Origin of the sequence: Aquabacterium sp. A7-Y (genome assembly GCF_026153205.1) — a bacterium.
Taxonomy (GTDB): Bacteria; Pseudomonadota; Gammaproteobacteria; order Burkholderiales; family Burkholderiaceae_C; genus Caldimonas.
In genome coordinates this window covers 85,003-101,246 of sequence record NZ_JAPFBW010000024.1, presented here as the reverse complement: position 1 = coordinate 101,246, position 16,244 = coordinate 85,003, and the positions used below count along the sequence as shown (strand labels likewise).

The window sequence follows — 16,244 nt, the reverse complement described above, 5'->3', positions numbered from 1 at the left end:
CGAATCTCACTGGTTTTTCATCAGGGTCTGCAGGCCGCTCTTGCCGCTCTGCGCAACGTAGACGCCGGCGTTGAACTGCACCTGCACCATCGACAGCTGATAGGAAAGGTCGATGTGGCGCGAGGCCATCTCGTGCATGTCCATGCCGGGGGCCTGGGCGGTGAAGGCGCGCACGTCGGCATAGGTCTGGCGCATTACCTCCTCCTGGGCGCGGATGAACTGGCTCACCGGGGTGGGCCCCTGCGACGCCGGCACCGGCGCCGCCGCCTCCGGCGCCTGCTGCATCAGGTGCTGGAAGCGCTCGGAGAGCGCCTGCGTACCGGGGCTGTGCGCGGCCGCCTGGTCCAGCACCGGGCCGGCCGCCAGCGTGGCGGGGATCGCTTCGATCATGAGATGTCTCCTGGCTACCTCGGGACGGGGCAAGACTCAGGCGCGCAGGTAGGCGGCCTGGGACACCGGCGGCTGACCTGCCGCGAGCGTGGATTCGGGCGCCGGGTCGGCCGGTGTGTCCTCCTGGTTCAGCAGCAGCTTGACCAGGCCCACCGCCTCGGCGTTCTGGCTGTTCTGCAGCACCTCGTGCGCGCTGATGCTCCAGGCCGCGTCGCCGGTGGCGAACTGGCAGAAGGCGAGCAGTGCCTTGCCCAGGCCCCAGTTGCTGGCCGTGGCGTCGAGGTTGCGCAGCAGCCGGATGGCGTCCGGCCAGAAGCCGCGCTTGATCGCGATCCAGGCGTCGAAGGTGTCGAGCTCGGCCAGCCTCGGGCGCAGCGCCCGGGCCGCGCACAGCACCGCCTCGGCGTCCTCGAGGCGGTTGTTGGAGATGCCCTGGCTGATGATCTCCACCAGGCCGGCGACGAAGTCCTTGCGTTGAAATCTTGCGTCCATGGTGCGCTCCTCCTTTGCAGCGGCACAGCTGATGAAAGAACCCCGGAACGGCCCGCCGGCCGTCCGGGGCCGAGGTCGCTACAGGTGATTGCGACCGGTGTTGAAGATCATGTGCAGCTGCATCAGGTTCTTCATATCGCTTTGCGAGGTGAACGCGTTGGCATAGCCCATGGCCCAGTTGTAGGACTGCTGCTGGGCCGACGGCATGCCGGCCATGCCCGTGTCGGGCGTCATCGCATACCCCTGCTGCATCGGCATGCCCGCCTGCGGCATGCCGATCTGCGGCGCGGCCAGTGGCATCGCGGCAGCCTGCGGGAACTGGTTGGCGACACCGAGCGCCGGCGCGTTCATGCCGCCGCCCATGCCGGGGGCCCCCATGCCGCCGCCCTGGCCCATCCCCTGCATCTGGGTCAGGATCTGCAGCAACTGCATCAGGCTCTGCAGGATGCCGGCAATGCCGTTCATTGCGCCGGCCGGCCCGCCCTGGGCCGGGCCGCCGAGCGCCGGCGTTGCCATCGCGGGTGCCCCGGAGGGCATCTGCGAGGCGCTCTGCGTGCCGTTGCCGCCATAGGGCAGCTGCGACTGTGCATTGCCGAGGTTCTGCTTCAGCTGGGCCGCCAGCTGCAGCCCGCTGGACATCACGTCCATCGCGCTGGTCGCCAGCTGCATGCCGGCGCTGGCCAGGGCCATGCCGCCGCCATTCATTGCGGTGATGCTCATGGCCTTACCTCCGGGCTGTGCCGACTTCGACCTGGCCGATCACCGGGGCTTTGACCTGGGCGGTGGTCATCTGTTGCGGGCCGGAGATGGCCAGCTTCAGATCCTCGACGCTGACCTTGCCGTCACCGCGCTGATCGGCCTTGCCCTCGGTGCGGATCTTCAGCGCGTTGTCGAGCTTGTTGTACAGCTCGGGGCGCGCCATCAGGTCCTTGGCGGCGGCCTGCAGGTCGGCCGGCGCGGTGGCCCCGTTGGGCATCTTGCCGGTGCTGGCGATGGTCTGGATGTCTTGCTTGTTGAAGGTCTTGCTGCTGTTGTTGAACAGCTGGTCGCCGTACTTCGCGAGCGTCTGCAGGGTCTGCTGTTCGCCCACCGCCGGGCCGGTGCGCTGCAGCATCGCGTTGATGTCGCCGAGGCCGATCTTGCCGTCGGCCTTGCCCACGCCCTTGGAGTTGACCGAGTCGGCGGTGTCGAGCTGGCGCAGCAGGGCCGGGTTGTTGAGGATGTGCTGCGCGGCGGCCTTGAGCTCGGGCGTGTGGTTGGCCGACAGCTTGCCGTCCAGGATGTTGCCCTGGGCGATGGCTTTCAGGTCCTTCACGCTGATCTTCTCGTCACCCCCTTTGAGCGTGCTGAAGTTGCGTGCCAGCTCGCGCACCGCGCGGTCGTTGTCCATCGGGATCGCCGCCTGCTGCCCGCCGAAGCCGGTGCCGGCCTGGATGCCGCCGTTCGGCAGGCCGGTGTTGGGCGCGCCGCCATAGCCGCCGGGGGGCATGCCGGTGCCGGGGAAACCGCCGCCCGGCATGCCGCCGGGCAGGGCCGGCATCATGGTCGGGGCGCCGCCCGCGAGCGGGCCGCCCGGTGCTGCCGGCATGCCCTGGCCCAGCGCGCCGGCGCCCGGGGCCATGCCCATGCCGCCGGCCTGGCCGCCGCCGAGCTTCTGCAGCAGCGGTGCGAGCGCCTGCAGCAGGCCGCTGAGCGACTGCAGGACCTGAGCCATGCTGCCGGCCAGCTGACTGGCCTGGCCCAGCGGAGACGCCGTGGTCGCGGCCTGCATCATCAGGGCCGCGGGATTCTGTTGGAGTCCATTGATGCTCATGTTCAATTCCTTCAGTTCCAAGCCGCGTTGCCGAGCATGGGCTTGAGTTGTTTGTTCATGCCTTCGAACATCTCGCCGTAGCTGGTGAAGAGATTGCCGAGGCTGTCCATTGACGAGTTGCCCGAGCCGCCCAGCGGCGAACCGGACCCGCCGGGCAGGCCGTTGGCCACCTCGCTGGCGGTGCCGTTGGCGCCGCCCTGCTTGCCCTGCTGAAGTTGCTGCAGCAGGGGCATCAGCATCTGCAGCAGCTTCATCAGCATGTCGATCAGGCCCTTGCCTTCTTCGCCTTCGGCCTCGCCCGGGCCCTTCGGGCCTTCTGCCCCTTCAGGGCCCTTGGGGCCGCCCGGTCCTTCGCCACCCTTGGGCTCGACCTGGCCCTTGGCGCTCTTCTGGTTGCCGTTGAGCTCGTCGCGCAGCCCCTGCAGCGCGCTGCGGGTCTGGTCGCTCTGCGGCAGGCCGGACTGCTGCATGGCCTGCTCGATCATGTCGAGCATGAGATTGGCGGCGTAGCGTTCGGCGCCGCCCAGCTTGGACGGGCCTCCGACGCCCTCGATTGCAGGTTGTCCCATGACGGTTCCTTTCAATCAAAAGGCCGCGTCAGGCCAGACCCTTGATGGCTTCACCGATGGACTTGAACATCTTCGCCAGGGCTTCGTTCATCTTGACCATCATCTGGATCAGGCCCATCTCGGTCTGGAACTTCATCTGCATCGCAGCCGTCTGCTGGATCTGGCCCATCATGTCTCCGCCGACGTCGCCGGCCTGGCCGGTGGCCGCGGAGCTCAGCTGGGTGGCGCCGCCCATGAAACCGTTGACGCCGGAACTCGTGCTGATACCCATCGTGTTTCCTTTCAGTGGGTGGGGATGTGGAAGCAAAGCTTCCGGGGGACGGACCTGTGGCCAGGTGCCGCCGACTTCGAGGCCGACCCCGCGCGCGGGACCTGCCCCTCGGGGGATCAGTGCAGCTTCAGCGCGCGGAGGTAGCCGATCACGCCGTTGGCCGCCTCACGCGCGGTCTGGTCCGAACTGGTGGCCAGCACGTTGTCGATCCACTGCTTCCAGTCGGGGTTGCCGGCCAGCATCATCGAGACCGCCAGCGCGACCTTGGCGCCGTCGTCCTCCGGGTGCTGTTCGAGGTGGTGGCCCAGGGTGCTGCTGGCGAACTCGCTATCGCCGCCAATGCCCTGCGCGATCGCGCGGTAGAGGCGGAACTGCAGCGGGTCGTCGAGCGTGCGTTCGACCGCCGCGCTCACCGTCTCGGCGTCGTCACGGGCCTTGTAGACCGCGCCCAGCAGGGCCACGGCCATCAGGTTGCGGTAGACGATGGGGTAGTCGCCGGTGGCCGGCGTGCCGCCTTGGGATGCTTGCATGGTCGTGCTCCTTGCGCGCTCAGGCGGCCAGCGAGGCCGTGTGCAGGGTCTCCCACACGTGGCGGATGATGCGCTGCGCGGCGCGGAAGCCCTCGATCAGGTGCGAGACCAGCTGGCGCTCGGCATCGACGACCTGCTTCGAGAGCATCGCTTCGCTGGCGCGCGCGACCTCGTCGAAATAGCCCAGCATCGCGCGGGCGCGATCGCCGCTGGTGTCCTCGGTCAGGGTCTTCTCGAGCTGGGCGAGGTCGTCGAACACGGTCTTCTCTGCTTGTGCTTCCATAAGGTCCTCCGTTCAGTTGAGGGATGGAGACCGGGGCGTCGAAGCGCCGCTCCCGGTCCGTTCACGGTGTGTCTCCTCGGGCAGAGACAGGGGCTTGAGCGACAGGTGCTTGACGCCGTCGCGGGTCTGCACGTACTGCAGGTCGTCGCCGGCCAGCATCGAGCCCACCGGCACCCGCTCAGGCGAGGGCAGCTCGGTGGCGGCCACCTCCAGGCGGCGCACCAGCGGCCCGAGGTCGGTGGCGATGCGCTGCGCGGCGTCGCGCACTCGCAGCAGGTCGGCGGCCTGACCGTCGATGGCGAACACGCCGTCGCCGGCGTAGGCCACCGAGAGCCGCTTGTCACCCAGCGCATCGGCGATGGACTGCGCCACGTCGGCGGCCGAGGCGTAGCGGTGCGCGATCGGCTCACCGCTGAAGCCGGCCAGCGCGGCACGCAGCCGCGCGACCTCGGCCGCGCCGGGCAGCAGCCCGTCGACCTCGATCTGGCCGCCCAGGGCGCGCACCCCGACGCCATTCACGCCGCTGTGGGCAACCGCGCGCTCGACGCGCCGCAGCAGCGGCTCGGGCGGCGCCTTGGCCTCGGCATCGCGGGCGGTTTGCCCGACCAGCGCCAGCCCACCGGCCAGCAGGGCTGCGCCCAGCGCCGCCACGCCGATCAGTGCGCCACGACGACCCTTGGGGCGCGCCGCAGCGGCCGCCTTCGCTCCCTCCTGCACCAGGCGCTCCAGCAGCGCCATGTCGCTCGGCCAGCGCGCCTGCTCCGGGCCGATGCACAGGACCACGTCACCGAAGCGGCGCGGTTGCAGGTCCTCGAGCGTGCCGGCGGGCGTCGTGGTCGCGCCGGAGGCATCGAGACACAGGAGGGTCACGGCTTGTCCTTCTTCGAGAGTCGCCACCAGGGGCGGGCTGTTCCAGTCGCTGATCTGCAGGTCGGCCTCGTCGTCGGGACCGATGCGGTAGCGGGTCTGGGTCAACCTTATGTGGGCGCCGGCGTGACGTCCGGTGAGGATGCGAAGCTGCTTCATGGCGTGCGAATCAGCGAGGTGCCGGGCCCGAGGCCGCAGCCCCGGGCAAGGGGGTGGAGGCGCCCGGCTCGTTCGCGTGCACCGGCACCACGGGGGGCGCAGCGGGCACGGCGGAGGCCGGCGCCGCGGGCGGCAGCGCGAGCGGATCGATGGGACCGGCCGGCGCCGAGGGCAGCTGGTCGATGCTGCGCACCAGCTTGGGCGTGATCAGGAACAGGCGTTCGCTGCGCGTGCTGCGCGAGCCCTGCCAGCGGAACAGCCCACCGATGACCGGGATCTTGGAGATCACCGGCACGCCGCTGGTATCGGTGGTATCGGCCTCTATCGTGATGCCGCCGATCAGCAGGCTCTCGCCGTCGGCCACATGCGCCTCGGTACGGATCTCGGTGCGCTTGACGACCGGAATGTCGTCGACCTGGCGCGCCTCGAAGTTGCCGTCCTCGATGTAGAGCGAGAGCTTGATCTGCGGGGCGCCGCTCTGGGTGGTGATCTGGGGCGTGACCTGCAGCAGAGTGCCGGCCTCGACCTGGAAGAGGTTGGCCTCCAGGTTGCCCGACACCCTCACGGCGGCGATGCGCTTTTCCTTCATCACCGCGGGCCGGTTCGCCACGCCCAGCACCTTGGGCTTGGCGACCACACGCGCCTTGCCCTGGGCCTGCAGCGCGTGGATGCGCATCAGCAGTTCGCGGCCGGCGTCGGTCAGCAGGGTCTGGATGTTGAAGACACCCTGACTGAGGCCGGCGCCCCGGCTGGCGTCCGGCATGCCGCCGCCGGGCGCGTCGACCGAGAAGCTGCCCTTGCTGCCGCGCACCGACCAGTCGATGCCGAGCGACTCGACGCTGTCGTGGCTGACGTCGACGATCATCGCTTCGAGCTCAACCAGGTTGGGCCGCACATCGAGGCTGCGGATCACGTCCGCGTACTCGTCCATGCGATGGGCGCGGCCGTAGATCACCACCGCGTTGGTGCCTTCGTCGGCCTCGAAGCTGGGCTGGTCCTCTTCGAAGTCCACCGGGCTGCGCAGGCCGCGCGTGGAGGAGCCGAGCGGCGGCTTGCCGCTGGGATCGGCCGCCGCAGGGTCGGGCGTCTTGTGCTCCAGCTCCGGGACCAGGCGGTCGCTGCCGTACATCGAGCGCATCGCCTTGACCTTGCCGGCCATCGCACGCGGGTCCTTGGCGGCCGCACGAGGGTCGGCCTCCGGAGTGGGCGGCGCGCCGAACAACGAGCGCAGGGTAGAGGCGACGCCGGGGATGGTGGCGTCGCCGAGCACCCGGTCGCTGGCCGAGGCGAAGCGCAGCGGGAAAACGCGCGCCACCATGCGGTTGCCTTCCTGCGCGCCGGTGTCCAGCGTCTCCAGCGCTGCGCGCACCAGCTCGACATGGCGCGGCGGGCCGTAGGCCAGCAGGGTCTGCTGTGCCTCGTTGAAGCGCAGCGGGTAGCGCCGGTCGCCGACCTGCAGCGAGTCCAGCAGCTCCTGCACTTGTTCCTGGCTGAAGCCCTTGAGGCGGAACAGCCGGCTCTGCACCGCCTTGGCGGGGTAGAAGTAGAGCGCGGTCCCGTCGTGGTACCAGAGCAGCCCGTAGGCCTTGGACATCGCGTTGAGGAACACCTCGGGGGTGGTGTCGAAGTTGGCGTTGACCAGCCCGTCGACGCCTTCGGCGATGACGGCCGGCAAGCCCTGGCTGGCGGCGAAGTCCTGCAGCACCTCGGCCACACGCTTGCCTTCGGCGCGGTAGGCGAAACGCGGCTGGCCCCAGCGGCGGGTTGCGTTCTGGCTCTGCGTCTCGCGAGGTGCGGCCTCGGTGGGGCCGGGCAGCACGGCGGCGGCCAGGCCCAAGGTGCCGGCACCGAGCAGGGCCAGGGTGGCCCGGCGTGCGCGGCGGCTCAAGGTGCTTGCGCTCATGCGGGCCACCCCCTCAGAGCGGCTCATCGCCTTCGTCAGGTTCGTCCTCCTCGCCGCCGAGCTTTTGCATGGTCTCCTGCATCGTGTTCTGCATCTGGCTCGAGAAACCCTGCGCCGTCTGCATCATCAACTGCTGGAAGTTCTGCTGCAGCGCCGGGTCGGGCGCGCCGCCCGCCTGCGGCTGCGCCGAGGGGTCGAAGGCCTGTGCCGGGGCGCCGGGCTGGGCCGGCGTCACGGGGCCGACGGAGGGGCTCGCTGCGGGGCGGAAGGAAGGGATGCTCATGGTCGCTCCTGGGTCGTCATGGCCGCAACCTTAGGAGCGCCCCGGCTCGCGCCCGGACGTGCTGGCGAAGCGCCGTGGGCCGCAACGAACTGCCGCATCGGCGCGGCCGGCACAGCGGCCTTCGCCGGGCCCGACGCAGCTTCGGCGCCCGCGCGCCCGCGACCCGGGCGCCCTGCACAGTGGCCTCGGGCAAGCGCCGACGCGCCAGCGTCTCGGCGGCTGCGCCTTGCACAGGAGAGTCGACGATGACGCAGACCCGGCCCCGGCGCCGCTGCAGCTGGCTGGCGTGGCCGCTGCTCGCGATCGCTTCACACGCGCACCTGCAGGCGCACGCGGGCGAGCCCGTGACACGCTATCTCTGCACCATGCTCGACGGTACCGAGCGTGTGGTGGCGCAGGATCTTTCACGCATGTTCGGACACGCAGCGCCGCGTTGTGTGGCCTTTCAGGTGGCTGAGGCACTGCCGCCGCCCGCTCCTGCGCCGGTGAGCGCGCGCGATGCGCTGGAGGCGCTGCCGGGCTGGAGCGAAACCGCCTCGCGCCTGCGCGCGTCGGTGCGGGCGAAGGCCTCGTCGATGACGGGTGGGCCGGGCGTCTCGAGGCTCACGGTGCCCGCGGCCTATTCTGAGCTGGTGCTCGACGCGAGCCGCCGGCATGGGCTGGACCCCGACATGGTGGCGGCGCTGATCCATGTCGAGTCGGGTTACCGCGCGACGGCGCGCTCGCCCAAGGGCGCTCTCGGCCTGATGCAGATCATGCCGGCCACCGGTGCCCGCTATGGCGTGCACTCGATCGCCGAGCTGCTGATCCCCGCGGTCAACATCGATGTGGGCACACGCTACCTGCGCGACCTGACGCGGCTCTTCGACGGCGACCTGGAGCTGGTGCTGGCCGCATACAACGCGGGCGAGGGCGCCGTGGCCCGCTATGGACGGCGCATCCCGCCCTATCGGGAGACACGCGACTACGTGCGTCGCATCCTCTCCCTGTACGGCACCCGGTACGCGCAACGCTGAGCCGAAGGGCCCGCTGCGGTACGACCGTTCATCCCTCTTTGCAGGGTGTCGCTGTCAGCTTCGGATAAGCCATCGCAACCGGTCTGCATTCCTTGTGTCGGCTTGTGGATGGAGGGAACAAAACTGCACAGATACGGCTTGACGCTGATGGGACGAGTCCATAGTCTGGGCCCACCAATCGTGCAGATCTGCATGAAGGTCTAACAACATCAAGAACAGGAGGAGCCAGAGGCGGTGCGGCGGACACCGTGGGATGTAGCTGCAGCATGCACGCATGCATGCAGGAGGCTGAAGCATTCACGAGCGCCGCGAACCGGCCCGCCCTGACGGCGGAAGGTCCGGCGCAGACTCGGACGAGACCATGAAGATCGCCACTTTGTTCGTCGGTGCCAGCGTCGAGACCATCGTGCTGACGGCACTGCAGGAAGGCGGCATGCGGCCTGCGGGCTTCCGCGGCATTGCGGCCCTGATCGGGGCGCTGCGCCAGGAACCCTTCGATGCCGTGGTGCTGGAGGACAGCGAGGAAGAACTGCCCAATTGGCTGGCCATGTTGCAGCTCCACAGCACCAGCCAGCTGCCCCGCATCGTCGTGGGCACCGGGCTGGGCGCAGGCCTGTCACGGGCCTTGCATCATGGGGCCCACGACTATGCGCTTCTCAGCGACGGTGCGGCTGATGTGGTCGCGAGGGTGCGAGCCCATGTGCAGCTGCGCCGGCGCACCCTCAGCGAGACGCAGTTGAAGGTCAGGGACTATTCGCTGGATGCCTGCAGCCTGGTGCTGAAGAAGGGGGGCCGCGAAATCAGCCTGACCGCCCGAGAGTTCGCACTGGCCTGGACCCTGTTCGTCAACCAGGGGCGGGTGGTGACGGTGGACACGCTGTCGGCACGCGTGTGGGGACGTTCCAGCGAGGTCTGCAAGCGCACCATCGAACAGCACATCTACAAGCTGCGCCGCAAACTCATTGCCGACCCTCGCAGCGGCCCGCGCATCCAGGCGGTGTATGGCGTGGGCTATCGCTTGGAGCTGGAGCGCGAGATGGCCTGATGCAGGCAGGGCCGCGCTGTAGGACGGGGCCGACGCACCAAGCTACGGCGGCTGACAGCTCCCGGGGCCCGCCGGGAAGATGATGAAGTTACCGCGCACTCCGCGCGGCAACGTCCAGAGGAGCAGCTCATCATGTTGAAGTGGGCCGTCATCTTCGCCGTGATCGCCCTGGTTGCCGGCGCACTCGGCTTCAGCGGGATCGCGGCCGGTGCCGCAGGCATCGCCAAGATCCTGTTTTTCGTGTTCCTGGTGCTGTTCGTGCTCGCTCTGATCGCCGGCGGCAGCCTGTTCCGGCGCGTCCGGAAATAGCCCTCGAGGAGACCGCCATGGACGCCGCGACCGCATCCCAAGTCTCAGGCCCTGCCTGTGTTCGAACGAGGCCCGCTTTCAGGCCGGTGATCGACAGCGGTTTCGTGGTGCGCACCCCGGCGGCCATGGTCGCGCTGATCGCGGCCCGCACGACCGAGACCAGCCTGATCCAGCGGCATGAGCGCGGCGATTTCGGCGACCTCTCGGCCGAGCAGGAAGAGCGGAACTGGCAGGCCGTCGCCGACGGCCTGCCGGTGCACTCGGTGTACCGGCTGAGCTCGGGTGCCGAGATCCACGTGGTCACCGACCCCGATGCGCAGCAGACGCGCGTCAGCCTGCAGGGGGTCGACCTGTCCTGAGTTGCTGCACTCCAGTGGCGCTGGCCTTGGCGGGGAGTGCGAGGCATCCCGATGGCCTGGATTCTGAAGCCGTGATCGAGCTTCGGCTGTCACCCAGTTGACGCGGATGGTGCGGGCTCACATCACCCCTAGTGGGGATGCCAATCGGGTCGTACATTTCGTAGCATGCCGCAGCGGACGCGCGGGCGTCCGACCCCGAGGACTGCTCGATGACCGCCACCCCCCCGCCCGAAGCGCCGGCCGCGCCCGGTCGCTTCACCTATAAACACCTGAACCTTGCGTGGGACCCCGCCGTCGGCGCCTGGACCTGTCCCTTGCGCGAACTCGGCGTCACTGCCAGCCTGCGCCTGTTCAGCGCACTACCCGAGCAGCCTCCGACGGTGCTGGCCTGCGAGGTCGTGCTGGCAACGCTGGTGCTGCTCGACCGCATCGATCTCGATGCGCGCCGCCACCTCGAAAGCGAGGCCGGCTTCTACATCAGCGAGCACTACCGCTGCAGAGTGAGCGTCAACGATTTCGTGCCGGAGAGCCTGGAGCTGAGCGCGGATCCCGGCACCGACCGCTTTGCGCTGACCTACCGGGCCCGCTTCGACCCCCAGACGATCTGGAAGGTGCGCTTTCGCGGGCTCATGCCCTTGCAATGGCGGGTCGAGCGGCTGTCGCCGGACGGACGCCGGGGCGGATCGGCCGGCGGCATCGATGCGACCCTGCTGGACTTCGCGGCGCGGCCGGCTCACCTGCTGCGGCGCTGGCTGGGCGGCCTGCTGCCCTATACCTCAGGGCTGAGGCTGCACTGAACCGGCCGGCGGCAGGCACTGCCGCCCCACCCAGGCCGCCATGTCGTCGAACATGGGCCGGGACAGCTCGTGGCCGCCCTCGTAGGGATGGAAGCTCACCTGCGCGCCACAGCGGCGCAGGACCTGCGCGGCGCGTTCGGCATGAGCGATGGGCAGCACCGGGTCCTGTCGGCCGTGACCGAGGAAAACGCACAGCCGGGCCAGGCGCTGGTCTTCGCCGGGCCGGGGTTCGAGGTGAGAAAGCAGGCGCCCACTCAGCATGCCGAAGCCTCGTACCGTCTCCGGCGACGTCAGCGCGCAGGTCGATGCCAGCGCGCCGCCCTGGCTGAAACCCAGCAGGTAGAGCTGGCGTGCATCGAAGCGCAGGCGGCGCTGCAACTCGTCGATGAAGCGCATCAGCCTCACGCGGGCCGCCTCGACCTGCTGCAGGTCGATCTCGGCATCGCCGTCCTGGAAGTGCACCGGATACCAGAAGAAGCCGCCGCGCGGCATGCGCCGCGGCGCCCGCACGAGCACCAGGTGCAGATGCGCTGGCAGCCGTTGCGCCAGCGGCAGCAGGCTGGTTTCGTCGCCGCCGGCACCATGCAGCAGCACCAGCAGCGGGCGGGGCCCGGCGGCGGCCTCGCTGGCAGGCCGCCACTGGAAGGCCAGGCGCGAGGCGGCAGAGCGTTGCAGCGGGCCGAGCCGTGGAAGGTCGGGCAGCCCGGGCTGGACGGGGAGGGCGGACGGTGTCATCCCTGGCTGTCCAGCAGCCGCGGTGCCCGCGGGGGGCACGCGCGAGGCGCCGGGCCAGGCCCGGAAGGCGCGATTGCTGGGCGGAGCGCGAAAGGTCTTTTGACTTCCCGGTGTGACTGCGGCGACACGGAGCGGCCTGTCGGGGCCGGTAGACTGCACGCCTCTCCCGCCCGGCCCGGCGCCCGGCCGGCAGCGGCTGGCAGGCCGGGCGGGAACCGTTGCAGACATCCAATAAGGAGGCAAGCATGGCCCGCTCCGATCTCTCACCCGCCGAACAGGCGCTGCGCGAAGCCGCGCTCGAATACCACAGGCTGCCGACGCGCGGCAAGGTGGCGGTGATGCCGACCAAACCGCTGGTGAACCAGCGTGACCTGTCGCTGGCCTATTCGCCCGGGGTGGCCTATGCATGCTTGGCGATCGAGGAGGACCCGTCGCTGGCGGCGGAATACACGTCCCGCGGCAACCTGGTGGGGGTCGTCACCAACGGCACCGCGGTGCTGGGCCTGGGCGACATCGGGCCGCTGGCCGGCAAGCCGGTGATGGAGGGCAAGGGCTGCCTGTTCCGCAAGTTCGCCGGCATCGACGTGTTCGACATCGAGCTCGCCGAGAAGGACCCGGACAAGCTGGTCGAGATCATCGCGGCGCTGGAGCCGACGCTGGGCGGCATCAACCTCGAGGACATCAAGGCGCCCGAGTGTTTCTACATCGAGCGCCAGCTCAAGGAGCGCCTCAACATCCCGGTCTTCCACGACGACCAGCACGGCACCGCCATCATCTCGGCCGCGGCGCTGATCAACGGCATGGAGCTGGTGGGCAAGAAGCTCGGCGAGGTCAAACTGGCGGTCTCCGGCGCCGGCGCCGCGGCCATCGCCTGCGTCGACCTGATGGTGCGGCTGGGCGTGAATCGCGACAACGTCTTCATGTGCGACTCCAAGGGGGTGCTGCACCACCAGCGCGAGGATCGGCTCGACGAGTCTAAGCGGCGCTACGTGCAACGCACGGATGCCCGAACGCTGGCCGACGTGGTGAAGGATGCCGACGTGTTCCTCGGCTGCTCCGCGGCTGGCGTGCTGAGCGCCGACATGGTCAAGACCATGGCCGCCCGACCGCTGATCCTGGCGCTGGCCAACCCCGAGCCGGAGATCCGCCCCGAGATCGCCAAGGCCGCGCGGCCCGACTGCATCGTCGCCACCGGTCGCTCGGACTATCCCAACCAGGTCAACAACGTCCTGTGCTTCCCCTACATCTTCCGCGGCGCGCTCGACAGCGGTGCGACCCGCATCACCGAGGAGATGAAGGTTGCCTGCGTGCAGGAGATCGCCAGCCTCGCGAAGGCGGAGATCAGCAACGAGGTGGCGAGCGCCTACCCCGGCGAGGAGATGCGCTTCGGGCCCGAGTACCTGATCCCCAAGCCCTTCGACTCGCGGCTCATCCTGCGCATCGCGCCGGCCGTGGCGCGTGCCGCCGCCGCGTCGGGGGTGGCGACCCGGCCTATCGCCGATCTCGACGCCTACCGCGAATCGCTGCTGAAGTTCGTGACGCACACCGGGCTGTTCATGCGCCCCGTGTTCATGGCGGCACGGCGTGCGCCGCAGCGCATCGCCTTCGCCGAGGGTGAGGACGAGCGCACGCTGCGCGCGGTCCAGATCGCCCTCGAGGAAGGCCTGGCCAAGCCCATCGTGATCGGCCGTCCGGCGGTGATCGCGCAGCGCATCGAACGCGCCGGGCTGAGGCTCAAGCCCGGGGTGGACTTCGAGTTGACCGACCCCGAGGACGACCCGCGCTTCCGCCAATACTGGGAGGCCTACCATCGGCTCAAGGGCCGCGACGGCGTCACGCCGGAGATGGCCAAGGCGGCGGTGCGGCGTTCCAACACGCTGATCGCGTCTCTGATGGTCCACCTCGGCGATGCCGACGGCATGTTGTGCGGGCTGGTCGGGCGCTTCGAGCAGCACCTGGACCACGTGCGCGACGTGATCGGCCGTCGCGCCGGCGTGCGCTCGCTCGCGACGCTCAACGCGCTGGTGCTGGACCAGTACACGCTGTTCATCGCCGATACCTTCGTCAACGAGGATCCGAGCGCAGAGGAACTGGCCGAGATCGCCGCGATGGCCGCTGAGTCGGTGCGCCATTTCGGCCTGACGCCGCGCGTCGCTTTCCTTTCACATTCGATGTTCGGCTCCAGCACGCGGCCGTCGGCGCTCAAGATGCGCGCTGCGCGCGAGCTGTTCTGCGCTCGCATGCCGGATGTCGAGGCCGACGGCGAAATGCAGGGCGATGCCGCGCTGAGCGAATCGGTGCGCCACAGCTTCCTGCCCGAGACCACGCTCAGCGGCACGGCCAACGTCCTGATCCTGCCCAACCTCGACGCTGCCAACATCCTCTTCAATGTGCTGAAGATGACCGGCAGCCAGGGCATCACGGTCGGCCCCATCCTGCTGGGCTCGGCCGCGCCGGCCCACATCCTGACCCCCTCGGCCACCGTCAGGCGCATCGTCAACATGACGGCGCTCACAGCGATGCGGGGCGCGCTGGAGGGCCTGTCGAACTGAGTGCCGCGCGGGCGGGAGCGAGGGGGCGCTAGCCCCCGCGCAGCCCGCCAGCCCGCCTGGGAGGCCGTCATTGGCGCTTAACAGTCTCACAGCTTCTTAACCAGTGAACTTCCGAGGCAGGGCCGGAAGCGGCTAGACTGCGGGGTTCTACGGTGCGCCCTCCGGGACGCGCGATTTTCATCGTTCATTCCAGTCAGACCCTCATGAACAAAGCAGAACTCGTTGATGCCATCGCCGCCGACGCGGATATCTCCAAGGCCGCTGCCGCCCGTGCGCTCGACTCCTTCATCGGCAATGTGAGCAAGGCCCTGGCAGCTGGCGACACCGTCGCGCTGATCGGCTTCGGCAGCTTCTCCGTGACGGAGCGTCAGGCTCGCACCGGCCGCAACCCCCGCACCGGTGAAGAAATCACCATCGAGGCCAGCCAGGGCGTGAAATTCAGCGCCGGCGCCTCGCTCAAGGCCGCCGTTCAGAAGAAGTAAGTTCTTCGGCATCCCCCGGGCGGCCATGTCGCTTTGGGGGCGACTTCCAAGGCGGCGCCCCTGCCGCTTTGCGCATCCTCCCTGCCCGTTTCCCGACCCAGACCCGGCCGTTGCGCCGGTGGCCTTCACGCGTCCGTACAGGCGTCGAGGGCGCCCCTCGGGCGCGCTGTCTGCTTATCCTGTAGCAACCCACAAGCTTTCCATGGCCGGCCCCGTCGGCCTATATCCAAGGCAGCAGGTTTCTCCTTGAGCTTCTGAAATCCGGTCCCGTCAGCACCGGCGTTACAACTCTCCACCTGAATGGGCAGGCTACCCAGGCACTGTGCGGGTTAGGCACGCCATTTGCTGCCTATGCTCTGCCCCGAGTGTCGTTACCGAGTTGCTTGTGCCTCCTTTCCGACTCTCACCCCTCTTTGGGCAACCCGGACTCGGGGCAATTTTTTCGTGAACCGTGTGGAGGCGGTTACCGAATTGCTGCAAATCTTGCAATCACTGGTAGTTCTGCGCTGCACCGGTGATTGAGTGTGGTTCAAGGCGCGGGCAGCCCGGAGGCTGTGGGAAGACTCGTGGAATTTGTATCTGATCGACATGAGATGCTGGTGGTGGAGCTGGCCGTGCGCTATGGGCAAGGCCAGCAACAGGAAACGGACCAGTACCGTATCCAGATCGGGCCATTGGGCGACGCCAGCGGAAAGCTGGAGATCGTCCTGAGAAGTCCGACACTCGGCACGTCGGCCCAGAACGTCTTGCCGGCCCGCTATGCCAGCGGCTGCGACAGCCTGGCGGTGCTTGCCATCAAGGCGTCGATACAGGGCTTGTTCGGGCAAGAGCGGCCCGCGCCGCGCATCGTCGGGTTGCCGGAATGGACCGGCGCTTCTCTGCAGATCACCCGCGTGCGTCCGCATCTGAGTCAGACGCTGCGCCGTTATGAGCTTTCGGTCGAGTCGTCGATCACGGCCTGCCTGATGCGCTACCAGGGCCCGATGCTCGCGGCCATGGAGACCTTCGAGCTCTGCCGTGAAGACGCCGATCCGCTGTACGCACTGACGCGCTTGACGCTGCGGAGCGAAACCGCACAGGCCTTGGCCGTCAAGCAGGAACTGCCTTCGCGCAGCGAGACGCTCACCGATCCCGGCGTGCTGCGTCAGCAGCAGAGTTCCCGCATCGCCGTTGCGCGCTGAAGCGCCGGCCTCTGCGCCTTGGCGGCGCGAGGGACTTCACGGGTGCACCCCTTGCTGAAACTCAGCAAGGGGTTTTCCGTATGTCATCCACACCATCTTCTCCCACTTCGTCCGACACCGGACGTCCTGCTGACGAAGCCGTTCCCGGCACTCCCGGCACGGGCGAGAACGTCTGCAGGGAATGCGGCGGCAGCGGCGTTCTCGACGG

At 68.9% G+C, this 16,244-nt stretch carries 20 protein-coding genes; 8 read left to right on the top strand and 12 right to left on the bottom strand.

The window, feature by feature from the left end:
• Nucleotides 1-6 precede the first annotated feature (6 nt).
• From OOT46_RS20830 to OOT46_RS20780, 11 genes are all read right to left on the bottom strand, one after another.
• Nucleotides 7-390: a hypothetical protein gene (locus OOT46_RS20830; RefSeq protein WP_265405554.1), complete on the bottom strand. Its 384-nt coding sequence runs from the start codon at nt 388-390 to the stop codon at nt 7-9.
• Between the two features lie 36 nt (nt 391-426).
• A complete protein-coding gene (locus OOT46_RS20825; RefSeq protein ID WP_265405553.1) occupies nt 427-882 on the bottom strand; it encodes an HrpB1 family type III secretion system apparatus protein in 456 nt (151 codons plus the stop codon).
• Between the two features lie 78 nt (nt 883-960).
• Nucleotides 961-1,602, bottom strand: coding sequence for a hypothetical protein (locus tag OOT46_RS20820; RefSeq protein ID WP_265405552.1), 642 nt, complete (start codon nt 1,600-1,602; stop codon nt 961-963).
• Between the two features lie 4 nt (nt 1,603-1,606).
• On the bottom strand, nt 1,607-2,695 hold the full coding sequence (locus OOT46_RS20815; protein ID WP_265405551.1) for an HrpF/NolX family T3SS translocon protein: 1,089 nt from the start codon (nt 2,693-2,695) through the stop codon (nt 1,607-1,609).
• Nucleotides 2,696-2,706: 11 nt separating this feature from the next.
• Nucleotides 2,707-3,264, bottom strand: coding sequence for a hypothetical protein (locus OOT46_RS20810; RefSeq protein WP_265405550.1), 558 nt, complete (start codon nt 3,262-3,264; stop codon nt 2,707-2,709).
• A 28-nt stretch (nt 3,265-3,292) separates the two neighbouring features.
• Nucleotides 3,293-3,535: a hypothetical protein gene (locus tag OOT46_RS20805; protein WP_265405549.1), complete on the bottom strand. Its 243-nt coding sequence runs from the start codon at nt 3,533-3,535 to the stop codon at nt 3,293-3,295.
• A gap of 116 nt (nt 3,536-3,651) precedes the next feature.
• Nucleotides 3,652-4,065, bottom strand: a complete 414-nt coding sequence (locus tag OOT46_RS20800; protein ID WP_265405548.1) for a hypothetical protein — start codon at nt 4,063-4,065, stop codon at nt 3,652-3,654.
• A gap of 19 nt (nt 4,066-4,084) precedes the next feature.
• Nucleotides 4,085-4,348, bottom strand: a complete 264-nt coding sequence (locus OOT46_RS20795; RefSeq protein ID WP_265405547.1) for a hypothetical protein — start codon at nt 4,346-4,348, stop codon at nt 4,085-4,087.
• A 12-nt stretch (nt 4,349-4,360) separates the two neighbouring features.
• Complete coding sequence (gene hrpD5 / locus OOT46_RS20790) at nt 4,361-5,374, bottom strand: HrpD5 family protein (RefSeq protein WP_265405546.1); 1,014 nt, start codon at nt 5,372-5,374, stop codon at nt 4,361-4,363.
• Between the two features lie 10 nt (nt 5,375-5,384).
• The gene (gene sctC / locus OOT46_RS20785; protein WP_265405545.1) at nt 5,385-7,304 is read right to left on the bottom strand and encodes a type III secretion system outer membrane ring subunit SctC; all 1,920 of its coding nucleotides are present in this window, start codon (nt 7,302-7,304) and stop codon (nt 5,385-5,387) included.
• Nucleotides 7,291-7,560 carry a hypothetical protein gene (locus OOT46_RS20780; protein ID WP_265405544.1) on the bottom strand — a complete coding sequence of 90 codons (270 nt, stop codon included), beginning with the start codon at nt 7,558-7,560 and terminating at the stop codon, nt 7,291-7,293. Before OOT46_RS20780 ends, sctC begins: the two co-directional genes overlap by 14 nt.
• A gap of 245 nt (nt 7,561-7,805) precedes the next feature.
• On the opposite strand from OOT46_RS20780, the gene OOT46_RS20775 reads away from it, so the two are divergent.
• From OOT46_RS20775 to OOT46_RS20755, 5 genes are all read left to right on the top strand, one after another.
• Nucleotides 7,806-8,576 (top strand): lytic transglycosylase domain-containing protein, encoded by a 771-nt coding sequence (locus OOT46_RS20775; RefSeq protein ID WP_265405543.1) that lies wholly within the window; start codon nt 7,806-7,808, stop codon nt 8,574-8,576.
• A 361-nt stretch (nt 8,577-8,937) separates the two neighbouring features.
• Nucleotides 8,938-9,621 carry a response regulator transcription factor gene (locus OOT46_RS20770; protein ID WP_265405542.1) on the top strand — a complete coding sequence of 228 codons (684 nt, stop codon included), beginning with the start codon at nt 8,938-8,940 and terminating at the stop codon, nt 9,619-9,621.
• A gap of 132 nt (nt 9,622-9,753) precedes the next feature.
• Nucleotides 9,754-9,930 carry a DUF1328 family protein gene (locus OOT46_RS20765; protein ID WP_265405541.1) on the top strand — a complete coding sequence of 59 codons (177 nt, stop codon included), beginning with the start codon at nt 9,754-9,756 and terminating at the stop codon, nt 9,928-9,930.
• Nucleotides 9,931-10,016: 86 nt separating this feature from the next.
• Nucleotides 10,017-10,289 (top strand): plasmid related protein, encoded by a 273-nt coding sequence (locus tag OOT46_RS20760; RefSeq protein ID WP_265405540.1) that lies wholly within the window; start codon nt 10,017-10,019, stop codon nt 10,287-10,289.
• A 209-nt stretch (nt 10,290-10,498) separates the two neighbouring features.
• Nucleotides 10,499-11,086: a hypothetical protein gene (locus OOT46_RS20755; RefSeq protein ID WP_265405539.1), complete on the top strand. Its 588-nt coding sequence runs from the start codon at nt 10,499-10,501 to the stop codon at nt 11,084-11,086.
• Here OOT46_RS20755 and OOT46_RS20750 read toward each other — a convergent pair.
• Nucleotides 11,066-11,821: an alpha/beta hydrolase gene (locus OOT46_RS20750; RefSeq protein WP_265405538.1), complete on the bottom strand. Its 756-nt coding sequence runs from the start codon at nt 11,819-11,821 to the stop codon at nt 11,066-11,068. The two genes, OOT46_RS20755 and OOT46_RS20750, sit on opposite strands and share 21 nt — an antisense overlap.
• Nucleotides 11,822-12,066: 245 nt before the next feature.
• On the opposite strand from OOT46_RS20750, the gene OOT46_RS20745 reads away from it, so the two are divergent.
• From OOT46_RS20745 to OOT46_RS20735, 3 genes are all read left to right on the top strand, one after another.
• A complete protein-coding gene (locus OOT46_RS20745; RefSeq protein ID WP_265405537.1) occupies nt 12,067-14,373 on the top strand; it encodes an NADP-dependent malic enzyme in 2,307 nt (768 codons plus the stop codon).
• A 203-nt stretch (nt 14,374-14,576) separates the two neighbouring features.
• The gene (locus OOT46_RS20740; RefSeq protein WP_265405536.1) at nt 14,577-14,855 is read left to right on the top strand and encodes an HU family DNA-binding protein; all 279 of its coding nucleotides are present in this window, start codon (nt 14,577-14,579) and stop codon (nt 14,853-14,855) included.
• Nucleotides 14,856-15,448: 593 nt separating this feature from the next.
• On the top strand, nt 15,449-16,036 hold the full coding sequence (locus OOT46_RS20735) for a hypothetical protein (RefSeq protein ID WP_265405535.1): 588 nt from the start codon (nt 15,449-15,451) through the stop codon (nt 16,034-16,036).
• The last annotated feature ends 208 nt before the right edge of the window (nt 16,037-16,244 follow it).